General features: G+C 31.3%; 15 protein-coding genes. 1 reads left to right on the forward strand and 14 read right to left on the reverse strand.

Annotated elements, in window-relative coordinates; genetic code table 11:
- Nucleotides 1-8: 8 nt before the first annotated feature.
- The 10 genes from EDD60_RS02500 to EDD60_RS02545 form a co-directional block, all read right to left on the reverse strand.
- The gene (locus EDD60_RS02500) at nt 9-833 is read right to left on the reverse strand and encodes a MurR/RpiR family transcriptional regulator (RefSeq protein WP_066446247.1); all 825 of its coding nucleotides are present in this window, start codon (nt 831-833) and stop codon (nt 9-11) included.
- Complete coding sequence (locus EDD60_RS02505; RefSeq protein ID WP_066446249.1) at nt 823-1,389, reverse strand: Fe-S-containing hydro-lyase; 567 nt, start codon at nt 1,387-1,389, stop codon at nt 823-825. Before EDD60_RS02505 ends, EDD60_RS02500 begins: the two co-directional genes overlap by 11 nt.
- Entirely contained in the window at nt 1,386-2,228 is an 843-nt protein-coding gene (locus EDD60_RS02510) for a fumarate hydratase (protein ID WP_066446251.1), read from the reverse strand. The genes EDD60_RS02505 and EDD60_RS02510 overlap by 4 nt, the downstream gene beginning before the upstream one ends.
- 61 nt (nt 2,229-2,289) lie before the next feature.
- Nucleotides 2,290-3,114, reverse strand: a complete 825-nt coding sequence (locus tag EDD60_RS02515) for a MurR/RpiR family transcriptional regulator (protein ID WP_066446252.1) — start codon at nt 3,112-3,114, stop codon at nt 2,290-2,292.
- Between the two features lie 12 nt (nt 3,115-3,126).
- The gene (locus tag EDD60_RS02520; RefSeq protein ID WP_066446255.1) at nt 3,127-3,522 is read right to left on the reverse strand and encodes a hypothetical protein; all 396 of its coding nucleotides are present in this window, start codon (nt 3,520-3,522) and stop codon (nt 3,127-3,129) included.
- Nucleotides 3,523-3,739: 217 nt separating this feature from the next.
- Nucleotides 3,740-4,726, reverse strand: coding sequence for a hypothetical protein (locus EDD60_RS02525; RefSeq protein WP_066446257.1), 987 nt, complete (start codon nt 4,724-4,726; stop codon nt 3,740-3,742).
- Between the two features lie 76 nt (nt 4,727-4,802).
- Complete coding sequence (locus EDD60_RS02530) at nt 4,803-5,792, reverse strand: dipeptidase (protein ID WP_066446259.1); 990 nt, start codon at nt 5,790-5,792, stop codon at nt 4,803-4,805.
- A 10-nt stretch (nt 5,793-5,802) separates the two neighbouring features.
- Complete coding sequence (locus EDD60_RS02535; RefSeq protein ID WP_066446263.1) at nt 5,803-6,042, reverse strand: hypothetical protein; 240 nt, start codon at nt 6,040-6,042, stop codon at nt 5,803-5,805.
- Between the two features lie 12 nt (nt 6,043-6,054).
- On the reverse strand, nt 6,055-6,900 hold the full coding sequence (locus EDD60_RS02540) for an EamA family transporter (protein ID WP_066446264.1): 846 nt from the start codon (nt 6,898-6,900) through the stop codon (nt 6,055-6,057).
- Nucleotides 6,891-7,673 carry a Cof-type HAD-IIB family hydrolase gene (locus EDD60_RS02545; protein WP_066446270.1) on the reverse strand — a complete coding sequence of 261 codons (783 nt, stop codon included), beginning with the start codon at nt 7,671-7,673 and terminating at the stop codon, nt 6,891-6,893. The genes EDD60_RS02540 and EDD60_RS02545 overlap by 10 nt, the downstream gene beginning before the upstream one ends.
- Nucleotides 7,674-7,762: 89 nt before the next feature.
- Here EDD60_RS02545 and EDD60_RS02550 point away from each other — a divergent pair, with 89 nt between their 5' ends.
- Nucleotides 7,763-8,674, forward strand: coding sequence for an alpha/beta fold hydrolase (locus tag EDD60_RS02550; protein ID WP_066446272.1), 912 nt, complete (start codon nt 7,763-7,765; stop codon nt 8,672-8,674).
- Between the two features lie 17 nt (nt 8,675-8,691).
- On the opposite strand, the gene EDD60_RS02555 is transcribed toward EDD60_RS02550, so the two are convergent.
- The 4 genes from EDD60_RS02555 to EDD60_RS02570 form a co-directional block, all read right to left on the reverse strand.
- On the reverse strand, nt 8,692-9,333 hold the full coding sequence (locus tag EDD60_RS02555) for a putative ABC transporter permease (protein ID WP_243646610.1): 642 nt from the start codon (nt 9,331-9,333) through the stop codon (nt 8,692-8,694).
- 72 nt (nt 9,334-9,405) lie between these two features.
- Entirely contained in the window at nt 9,406-9,924 is a 519-nt protein-coding gene (gene nrdG / locus EDD60_RS02560; protein ID WP_066446278.1) for an anaerobic ribonucleoside-triphosphate reductase activating protein, read from the reverse strand.
- Nucleotides 9,914-12,220, reverse strand: a complete 2,307-nt coding sequence (locus EDD60_RS02565; protein WP_066446279.1) for an anaerobic ribonucleoside triphosphate reductase — start codon at nt 12,218-12,220, stop codon at nt 9,914-9,916. Before EDD60_RS02565 ends, nrdG begins: the two co-directional genes overlap by 11 nt.
- 116 nt (nt 12,221-12,336) lie before the next feature.
- Nucleotides 12,337-12,612 (reverse strand): HPr family phosphocarrier protein, encoded by a 276-nt coding sequence (locus EDD60_RS02570; protein ID WP_066446283.1) that lies wholly within the window; start codon nt 12,610-12,612, stop codon nt 12,337-12,339.
- Nucleotides 12,613-12,664 lie beyond the last annotated feature (52 nt).

The raw sequence follows: 12,664 nt of genomic DNA on the forward strand, positions 1-12,664 counted from the left end.
ATCTCTCCCTACTTTCTATACAATAATCCGTATCTTACATAAATCAAATCTAATAAACTTAAAAAATTCATTGTACCTTGCATTGATGATTCAGTATAATCACTTTCTGTTCCATCAATATAATAAGTATAATCAATAAACTCATGATGATAATCTTTATTCATCGTTAATAAAAGAATCTGTGGATGATGTTCATGTAATTTTTCAACAAGTGAATCAATTAATTGTTTTCTCGCACGAACAGTAATAATAATAACCAGACTGTCTTTATCAATCATATCTAATCTTTGAATTTCATCACCACGTTCTACAAAGGCATAAATAAATTTACGAAGTTTTAACATTTTCATTTGGAAATCATTGGAAATAATTTTATTGAATTGATAACCAATCATATGGACTTTTTGAGCTTGATGAATCATTTGACAAATTTTATCAATTTCATGAATGTTAATACTTTGATGAACTCTTTGTAATGATTGAATTGTTTCATTATAAATTTTATCAACAAGATATTGAGGATTTTTTAAGACAGCTTTTTCATCTTCATCTTCAAGATGAATTTCATCTCTGGCAATTTCTAAAGAAATCGCCATTTCATTTTTAAAATTCGCAAAATTCTTACAATTTAAATCTTTACAAAAACGTGAAATAGTTGCTGGTGATGTATAACAAAGATCCGCCAAATCATTAATGCTAATATCTGGAATCTTATCTAAATGAGTTAAAATGGTATGAGCAATTGTATAATACATATCTTGTGATGAGGAAACATTGACATAGGACATCAATGTATAAAGGATATCAACCTCATTATAATTTCTAATTGGCATGTTGATGCTCCTTTAAATATTGGGCACGTCCTTGTTCATATAAATCATTACCATAGCTATCAATCACAACTGTTAAAGGTAAATCTTTAACGGTTAACTTACGAATAGCTTCTGGTCCTAAATCATCAAAAGCAATGACCTCACATGTTTGAATACATTGACCAATATAGGCTCCTGCTCCACCAATAGCTCCAAAATAAACACCTGTATATTCTTGCATCGCTTTTTTAACCGCCTCACTTCGATATCCTTTTCCTATCATTCCACGTAATCCTAAAGAAAGAAGGGTTGGTGCATAAGCGTCCATTCTTCCTGATGTTGTTGGTCCACCACTCCCAAAAACAGCACCAGGTTTTGCTGGAGTTGGTCCAACATAATAAATCACTTGATTATAAACATCAAAAGGCAATTCTTTTCCAGCTTCTAATAAAGCCACTAAACGTTTATGCGCAGCATCACGTCCAGTATAAATCACGCCACTTAAAAGCACTTGATCACCAGCTTTTAAAGCAAGAACATCGTCTTGATTCAAAGGTGTTGTTATTGATTTGATCATAAAATAACCTCCTTATGTCTAGCCACATGACAACAAATACTTACGGCTACTGGCATTCCCGCAATATGCGTTGGATAAGTTTCAATATTTAAAGATAAAGCAGTTGTCTTTCCCCCATAACCAGCTGGTCCAATTCCTGTTTGATTGATTTTTTCTAACAATTCTTCTTCTAAAGCTTGATAACGTTGATCTGGATGATGTGTTCCTATTTCTCTTAACATTGCTTTTTTAGCTAATAAAGTTACACGATCAAAAGAACCTCCAATTCCAACTCCAATCACCATTGGTGGACAAGCATTAGGTCCCGCATCATTAACAACTTTTAAGACAAAATCCTTAACACCTTGAACACCATCACTTGGTTTTAACATTTTCACCTGACTCATATTTTCACTACCAAAACCTTTTGGAGCAACAATAATTTTAAGTTGATCCCCTTCGACAATCTCATAATGAATAATAGCCGGTGTATTATCTTTAGTATTGATACGATCAAACATTGGATCATCCACAACACTTTTACGCAAATATCCTTCTTGATACCCTTGACGAACACCTTCATGAATAGCCTCATTTAAAGAGCCTTGAACATGAACATCTTGACCTATTTCAACAAAAACACAAGCCATTCCCGTATCTTGACAAATAGGCGATGATGTACAACTTGCAATTGAGGCATTTTTATTTAAAACTTCTAAAGTTTGTTGTCCAATCAATGAATCTTCTTTTGTATATGCATCTTGCAAAGCCTTTTGTACATCCATTGGTAAAACATAATTTGCTTCCATGCACAATCTTTTTACTTCTTTAATAATTGTTTCTTGACATATTTCTTTCATTTTCTACCCCTCTTTGTTAGGTCTATTATATATAATTTTATATCCAAGAACAAGAAAAGAATTAAAGGATATGTCCCTTTAATTCTTGAATAGAAGGATAATATAATGAATAATAGCGAAGTGACAACAATTCAACTGCTGTCAACAAACTATGTTTCCCCGTTTTTTTGTTTTTAGCTGGTCCTAATAAGATTGTATGATCAACCGGAATCTTTATATCTAAATCGGGATTACAAGTTATCAAAACAACCTTACAACCTGATTTTTTTATATATTGTAATGTCTTAAAACCACTCCCAGTAAAATATCCATTAACAGTTAAAATAATGGCTACACTATCACTTGTTAACTCTTTAGCACATTCTAACTGACGCGAAGAATCCATATAAGCCATTGTAAACTTCTCTAACATTAGTAAATCAGTTTGGAAGTGAAGGGCGGCACTTTGAGAAAACTGTGTTCCAAAAAAGGCAACACTTTGACTATCATGAATTAATTTTAAAGTTGCATCTGCTTCTTTCCAATCTAACATTTTAGGTAATTCTGAGATATATTCAATCACTTTATCAACATATTGTTGAGTCGCAAGTGATGGATTGGTTTTCATTGTTTCTAAAGGAATATTAATTAAATTTGTAAACTTTTTATCATTTGAATGAAAAGTATAACATTCTTGTTTTAAATGAGCAAAATTTTCATACCCCAATGCTCGACAAAAACGTGAAATTGTCGCTGGGGATACAAAACATTCAGCTGCTAGCTCACTAATACGCATATCAGCAATACGATAAAAATTATTTGCCATGAACCAGGCTATATTATAATTGGTATCATTTTCCTGAGCAGTATCTAAAAAAATAATTAATCTATAAAATAAATTTTTCATAACACCTCTCCTTTATTTTCTTTTATATTCACCTGATACATCAAATCCTAAAGGACTTTCTCCTTTGATTTCTTTGACAAAGATAGAATGACCTTGCTTTCTTATTTCAACAGCATAACCAATTTTTTCATCTTTTGCAATAAAAGTCTGATTAGAAATTTCCTTCACATCAAGATAATCACCAAATCCAAAACCATTTAAGAAAAATTGATATTCTAAACTTTGAGGAAATTCATCAGGAAATTTTATAAACAATTCAAAATCATCATGAACATACGTTCCTTCCCAAAATGTCCGAATTGAATCATCAACCATATTGACACTTATAGGTGGTGTTACTTCTTTTTGACATGTATTACAACCTTGTAAAACAACCATCCATAATAAAGCTATCATTATTTTCTTCATCATTATATCACCTATCAATACTATAACGCATATTAAATCATAAATCACATATTTTTTTACAATTATGACAAATTTCCTCGATATATTTATTATATACTTCTTCATGTAGTCAGAAAAATATTTGTTTTCCCTTCAAATATAGACTACTTCATGATATCCTTTCCCAAACTGATATCAATTAAAAACAGATAAGGACTCCCACCTTATCTGTTTTCTTCTATTTTTTCTTTAATACTTTTAATACAATAAAAATTGATAAACTCATTAACAATAACAAAGATAACATTAAGATTGATGTTTCATCTTCAGTCTTGACTTGTTTCATCTTTGTTTTTTTGACCATCTTTTTAGCAGATGGTCTTTTTTGTTGTGTATCTTTTTGCCATAAGGCATGAAGTTGTACATCATGACGTGGCATTGTTATTGTTGCATTTAATGCATAATCTTGATAACCATCACTCCATCCTATTAAATGATAACCTGTTTTATGAAATGTATCTTGATTGATAAGACTAATGATTTGATTAGGTGTATATTGTTCACAAATTGTATGATTCATTTGATCATCATAAATTAATTGATATTTTTGAGGTTCTAATAAAAGGTCTTGATGAAGGGTTTGTCGAGAATAAGGAAGGGATATGGTCTGTTTAGATTCTTGAAAGTCATTATAGCTTATAGTAAACTTTTGATTTGTTAATAAAAGTGATGGGACTTTTAAATAATAAAAACCTTTTTCATTACTATAAGCTGTTTCTAATAAATCACAATCCTTCCATAAATCAATCTTCAATTTATCAACACATTCATTAGTCTTTTTCTCTAAAACCTGTCCTTCAACAAGAATTTCATCCCATTGAATCAAAAGTGTTTCTTCTTGATTTAAAGAATTATCTAAAGTAATCAAAAATGATTGTTTTGGTGCTAAGGTTTGTTGTTTTAAAAGGGTATTGATTTCATCTAATGATTGATGAGAATAATCTTGATAGGAAAAGGTAATAGGTGTTGAAATGGTCAATTCTTTTATTTGAATATCATATGTTGATTGATTGATGATTTCAATATGATGAGTAGAAGATGATAAAACAATATGACTTTGATTTTGTGAATCAAGAACAATTTTCATTGTTTCATCAGCATGAATATCTTGTATTTTAAATAAAAAGCATAAACAAAGTAAAAACCATAAAACATACTTTTTCATTTTATTCACCAACTTCTATCTATATGTTTTCCTTATTTTTCAAATTTATACAAAATAAGTCTGACCCTAGTCAGACTTATTGCAAAACTTCTTGATAAACGCGTAAAACATTTTTATAAAAAATCTTTTCAATTTCTTCCTCATTTAATCCTGCTGCTTGTAAAGCATGATAAAGCAAAGGCATATAAGAAGCATCTTTTAATTCTAGATTTTGTGAAATACCATCAAAGTCACTTCCTAAACCTATGCAATCAATTCCCGCTAAATCTTTAATATATAGGATGTGTTTCACCATTGCAGAGATTCTTGATAAAGCATTTTCTTCTTCACTTTCTTCCAAAAATCCACCAGCAAAATTAATTCCCATAACCCCTTTACGACTTGCAAGTTTTAAAATCATATCATCACTCATATTACGGGCATGAGGACAAACACTTCTTGCATTGGAATGAGAAGCGACAAAAGGCTTACTGGTATTTTCTAGGACATCATAGAAACCAGCATCAGACAAATGTGAAACATCAATAATAATCCCAAGTCTTTCACACTCTTTGACATACTCAATTCCAAAATCAGTAAGTCCATGAACATTATCACAAGTATGATAACCATGATGAGAATCATCTAATGAAAAATTAGGATAACCAATGCCATTAGGAAAATTCCAATTCAAAGTAATCATACGTACTCCTAGACGATAGTAATTTCTTAAATAAGCTAAATCCTGGCAAACAACCGCCCCTTCTTCAAGGGTTAATAAAGCACTCATTAATCCTACTTCTTGATTTTTAACGATATCATCATAATCATAAGCTATACGAATAAGATCACTATTTTTTTCCATTTCTAAATAAAATGTATCAATCATATGTTGGACATGTTTGATGGGATCACTGTTTTTTTCTAGGTGAGTAAACATAGCAAAATTCTGGATTAAATAATCACCCTGTTGCATCTTTTTTAAACTTATATTCAAATGATTATTCCTTAAACCAATATCTTCATTTAATCTTTGTAAACGATTAATTTCATAAATCGTATCACAATGCATATCAGCAACTTTCATAATCTTCTCCTTAAAAATAAATTTCTGTTTCTTGATAATGTTTCGTCATATGACGTGTTTCTTTTAACCATTCTCTTGCTTCATTGATTTCATCTTCATCAAAATCTAAAACCCCATATGTGGCTAATTGACAAACATCATAAAGACTCTGCCATAAAGCATCAAAATCTCCAGTTTCTTCATCTGACTTTTCACTTTCTTCATAAGCATACATAGCATGTGCTTTTATGATTGCTTCTTCTTTTGTCATATTTTTTTCCTCCTAAATAATCAATAATAATGTTGAAACAACAATACATATTAAACCAATCAAAGTCTTTCGACTTTGTTTTTCATGTAAAATAAAATAAGCAAATAAAATTGAAATCACAATACTTAATTTATCAATTGGCACCACCACACTCGCTGGTCCATCTTTCAATGCTTCAAAATAACACAGCCATGATAGACCAGTTGCTACACCTGATAAAACAATAAAAAAAGCTTGTTTTTTATGAATCATCGAAAGTGGTTGATAACTATGACTTACGCGTACAACTAGCCAAGCCATCATAACAACCACAATTGTTCTTAAAGCTGTCACAGTTTGACTGTCTACATTTATAATTCCTATCTTAGCTAAGATTGCTGTTAAGGAGGCAAAAAATGCAGAACCTAAGGCATATAAATACCAATGATTACTGGTTGCTTTTTGTTTTGGTTTAGAAATCATTAGATAAGTTCCAAACATCATCATAAGCATACATAAGATTTTTAAAGGCGTCACTTCTTCATGAAAAATAATAAACGCAAAAATCATTGTTAAAAAAGTACTGAGTTTATCAATTGGTACAACTTGCGAAACATCAGCTAAAGATAATGCCCGATAATAACAAAGCCAACTTGCTCCTGTCGCAATTCCCGATAAAACAATAAACAATAAATTTTGAGCATTGAGTCCACTAAAATCACTGCCACTGACCCACACCATCAGCCACGTAAAAACAAGGACAACACTAGTACGCAACGCTGTGACATAATGAGATGACATATCTTCTACTCCCATTTTAGATAACACTGCTGTTGCACCGGCAAATAATGCCGAAAGAAAAGCATTAATTAGCCACATGATTCACTAATAAGTCCTAAATGTAGACAAGCTTTATAAATCCCATCTTCATCAATAGGTGCAGTCACATAGCTAGCAATAGCCTTTAAGCGTGGATTTCCCTGCCCCATCGCAACACTCAAAGAAGCATGTAAAAACATTTCATAATCATTCATTGAATCCCCAAAAGCAATATATTCCTGATTGCCATAAATCTCCATTAATCGATGGATTCCCGTAGCTTTCGAAAAACCTGCCACAGTTAAATCTGCATATGTTGATTCCCCAGGCAAAACATTCACCCCATCAATATCTAAAAAAGGGGCATAATCATAATCCTTAGGACCATAAACAATCATTGCATCAACACTTTGACCAGTATACTCTCCAACGGGTGGAATGACATTATTAAAGAATCTTTGTGACTCTAAAACATATTCATCTGGCTCTTTAGAAATGACTCTTGTTGTTGATTTTAAAACGACAGCAAAATTTAATTCCTTTGCTATTTTTAACGTTTCTAAAACAGCTGATTCTTTCATTTTGGCATGAAATAATTCCTTTTTATTTTTATCTAAAATGATTTGCCCATTATTACAAACAAATCCATCCCAATCAATCAATTCCATTAATCCTGTCTTGGTTAAAGAATCAACACCTCTACCTGAAGATATGACCATTTGATAACCTGCTTGTTTTAACATATGTAAAGCTTTTAAAGTTGAAGGACAGACTTCATGATGAACATTATCACGCAGTGTTCCATCAATATCAAAGCATAACATCGGTTTCATTTATATCACTTCCTTTTTTCAATATTATACTAAAAATACGATGATTTTCCTATTCTTTTTCGCTATAATAAAAAAGAGGAGAAGAAAAGATGAGAGAGCATTTAAAAATTAAATCAGATTTTGATCAATTACCACTTGATGTCATTGTTTTAAGACCAGCACATCCTAAAGGAATCATACAGATATCACATGGAATGTGTGAACATAAAGAAAGATATTTGGATTTTATGGAATATTTATATCATTTAGGATATGTTTGCCTTATTCATGATCATCGGGGACATGGACAAAGTGTTTTAAAAGATGAAGATTTAGGATATTTTTATCAAGATGGTGATATTGGAATTGTTGAAGATTTACATCAGTTAACGCTTTGGATTCATCAACAATATCCTGACTTACCGTTATATTTATTTGGACATAGTATGGGTTCTTTAGTTGTAAGAGTTTATTTAAAGAAATATGATAAAGATATTCAGGGATTAATTGTTTGTGGTAGTCCAAGTCATAATAAGATGGCTGGTGTTGGGATTTATCTCGCACAAAGATATGCCCGTAAAAAAGGTGATCATTATCGACCACCATTGATTCAAAGAATTGGTTTTGAATCTTTTAATAAGAAGTTTGATCAAGCAACCCCTAATAGCTGGATTTGCAGTGATCCAAAAGTTGTTGAACAATATAATCACAATCCTTTATGTCATTTTGTTTTTACCGCTAATGGTTTTGAAACCTTGTTTAAACTTGTCCAAAAGACTTATTCTAAAGAGGATTGGATGTTACAAAATCCAACTTTACCGATTCATTTTATTGCTGGTCAAGATGACCCATGTATTCAAAATGAAAAACAGTTTAAACAAGCTGTGAATCATCTAAAAGAAGTAGGATATCAACAAGTAGATAGTCAATTGTTTGCGAATATGCGTCATGAAATCTTAAATGAAATTAATCATGAAATGGTTTATGAACATATTATTAAAAAAATAAAGTCTTGGGCGTAAGCATTTTACCCAAGACTTTATTTTTGTGACATATTTTGATAGCGATGAGCAAGATATTCATCAGGATAATGTTCGTCTAAATATTCTCCAATTACAGATTGAGCAGGAATTTGTTGATAACGACGATATGCTCTTATTAATGATAATCCAGAGATTGCCATATCAAAAACAATAAATACAGATAAAATCCAAGTTAAGACTTTTCCATAGCGCATAGGAATTCGTTCAATCTTTTGAGATAAAAATGGGTAAATATTTTGTACCCAAACAACTGCAATTAACCCCCAGAAAAAACAAAACAATAAATTGACACGACCATCAATATTAAAAGGAATATCACTATAATCCCAAAATCTCACACCAAACAATCCTTCCGCAATAAGACTACAAATATATTCATAAATACCGCCCGCAAAAGTTCCAACTGTAAAAATCGCTAAATCACGTTTACCTTCCATATTATGCAATAAAATGGTCAATAACACACAACCAAATCCCCAAACAATTGAGAATTGTCCATATAATAAGCTACTACGACTCATTAATTTTCCCATCGTAAAATAACACCAAACCATTTCAATCATTGACCCAATAAATGAACAACTCAAAAAAATCCAAATCAATTTATAGATGTTATATCCTTTAGCAAATATTTTCATACCCATACCTTCCTTACTTTTGACATACTATATCATTATTAAAACAACAATACAACAAAAAAAGAGAATCTGTTAATTAACAAATTCTCCATATTCATTGACCTGTTGAATAACCATATTTCCCTGTCTCAATGAAGAAGATATATCAATAATTCTTTGATTTGAGGAACCTTTATATAATAAAGTTAAACTTCTTAGTGATAAAACAAAACGTCCATCAACAAGAGTATCACATAAAGACAAAAGCTTACGTTCATTTTCACCTAAATTCAATATTTCCTCATAAGTATATCCACTATATATCATGATATGTAAATGCGTCTGCTTCACTTTTGAAACCAATTCAATTAAAGGCAGAGGTTGTAAGAAAGGCTCTCCCCCTGAAATAGTTACCCCATCTAATAATGGATTTTGACTGATTTCTTGTATAATCTCATCAACTTCTTTCAAATAACCACCATAAAGATCATGGCTTTTGGGATTATGACAACCTAGACAATGATGAATGCAACCTTGAGTAAAAACACAATATCTTAAACCCGGTCCATCAACAATCGAATCATTAACACAACCATATAATCTAATCTTCATCACTTATACCATGTTTAACACGTTGAGCTTCTTCAGCACGTTTTGCATCATTAAAACGATCAAGTGTTCCTACCAGATAACCAGTAATACGACGGATTCTTTCAAATCCTTCATGTTCACTTTCTTTACGACCGCATTTTGGACAAACATCATCAATGATTCCGTTATAACCACAAACCGGATCACGATCTACAGGATGATTAATAGCCCCATAACCTATATGAGCATCATGCATAGCACGAATGACTTTTTCAAAAGCTGGTAAATTTTTAGTTGGATCTCCATCCATTTCAATATAACTAATATGACCACCATTAGTTAAAGCATGATAAGGAGCTTCTATTTTAATTTTATCAAAAGCACTGATTGGATAATAAACAGGAACATGGAAACTATTGGTATAATATTCACGGTCAGTGATATCTTTGATTTTACCAAACATTTTTTGATCTAATTTGACAAAACGTCCGGCTAATCCTTCAGCTGGTGTTGCGATTAAAGAGAAATTCAATTGATATTTTTGGGAAGCTTCATCAATACGTTTACGCATATGCGCAATAATTTGTAAACCTAAGATCTGGGCTTTTTCACTTTCTCCATGATGATAACCAATTAATGATTTTAAAGTTTCTGCTAAACCAATAAAACCAACTGTTAAAGTTCCATGTTTTAAAACTTCTCTCACTTCATCTTGAGGTTTTAATTTTTCTGAATCAATCCATACACCTTGGCCCATTAAAAATGGATAATTCATGACATGTCGACGACATTGTATTTCAAAACGCTCTAATAATTGTTGAATACATAATTCAATCATCCGATCAAGTTTTTCAAAAAATTCATCGATATCACCTTTTGATTTTATAGCAAGACGAGGAAGATTGATAGAAGTAAAACTTAGATTACCACGCCCTGGTGAAATTTCTTTTGTTGGATCATAAATATTTCCAATAACGCGAGTACGACATCCCATATAAGCAATTTCAGTTTCTGGTGTGCCTTTGTAATATTGAAGATTAAAAGGTGCATCAAGAAATGAAAAGTTAGGGAATAAACGTTTGGCTGAAACTCGACAAGCTAAACGGAATAAATCATAGTTTGGATCTTCTTTATTATAATTAACGCCTTCTTTGACTCTAAAGATTTGAATTGGGAAGATTGGTGTTTCACCATCTCCAAGACCCGCTTCAGTTGCAAGAAGTACATTACGCATAGCCATTCTTCCTTCTGGTGATGTATCCATTCCATAATTGAGTGAACTAAATGGAACCTGTGCCCCGGCTCTTGAATTCATAGTATTTAAATTATGAATTAAAGATTCCATTGCTTGATAAGTTTCTTGATTGGTTTCAAGATAGGCTTCATTCAAAGTAAAATCTTTAATTTTTTGAATAATTTCATGATTGATATGATAAGCTTCAAGAATATCTTGAACAAATTGAAAATGTGTATGATCTTCTAATGTTGGTATTTGATCAATTGATTTTACTTTTTCCATGACTTCATCAACTGATAAATCTGTCAAAAGTTCAATACTCTTTCTTAAATTCTTTTCATACCATTTTTTATATGATTTTCTCACCCCATCTGCCATGGCATAATCAAAGTTAACAATTGATTGTCCACCATGTTGATCATTTTGATTTGATTGAATTGCAATACATGTTAAAGCTGCATATGTTGTAATACTATTAGGTTCTCTTAAAACCCCATGTCCGGTAGAAAAACCATTTTTAAATAATTTGATAATATCGATTTGTGTACAAGTTGTTGTTAATGTTAAAAAATCCATATCATGAATATGAATATCTCCAGAAATATGAGCAGCACTATGAATTGGATTTAATACAAACATTTCATTAAATTGTTTTGCTGCTTCGACACCATATTTTAACATTGTCCCCATGGGTGCATCAGCGTTCACATTTGCATTCTCTCTTTTTAAATCACTATCTTTAGCATCTTGAAAAGTAATTTCTTCCAATGTCTGCATTAATCTTGATTTACGTTTACGATAACGGCTGCGTTCTGCACGATATAAAATATATGCTTTTGCAATTCTTACATAGCCTTTTTCAATTAAAGTTTCTTCAACTGTATCTTGTACTAATTCAACAGTTGGCAATTCTGTATGTCTTGCTTCTAACTTTTGTTCAACTTCATTGGCAACTTGAATTGCTGTATCTAAATCATATTTTGCATCAGTTGCTTGAAAAGCTTTATAAATTGCTCCAGCGATTTTATTAACATCAAATCGGTCCATACGACCATCTCGTTTTCTAATATACTGTATCATGTTGTCCCTCCTTTAGTTCTTTTAGTATCTCATATTTGCCTATTTTTCTCAATTTATATGTATGATTACTCAAATTTTTTAAAAGAAAAGAATATCCGAAGATATTCTTTACTAAACTATTCAATTTCTGAGATTTTTAATTCATTAATTTTGGCTTTAATTTCTTCGATAGCCTGTTTTTCATCAGGACCTTCTGCAACGATTTCTAACACTGCTTTTGTTGGAATACCTAAAGATAAAACCCCCATCATACTTTTGAGATTCACTTCTTTGGTACCATATTTCAATGTGACATCACTATGAAATTGTTTAACAGCATTGACAAGTTCGGTAGTAGGAGTTGCATAGAGTCCGACTGGGTCTGTCACTGTAAATACTAAATTTTGAGCCATATATGATTCCTCCCTTACTTTCTATTTATATTATATCATAAAGATATGTAAG

The organism is Longibaculum muris, from assembly GCF_004343035.1.
Lineage (GTDB): Bacteria > Bacillota_I > Bacilli_A > Erysipelotrichales > Coprobacillaceae > Longibaculum > Longibaculum muris.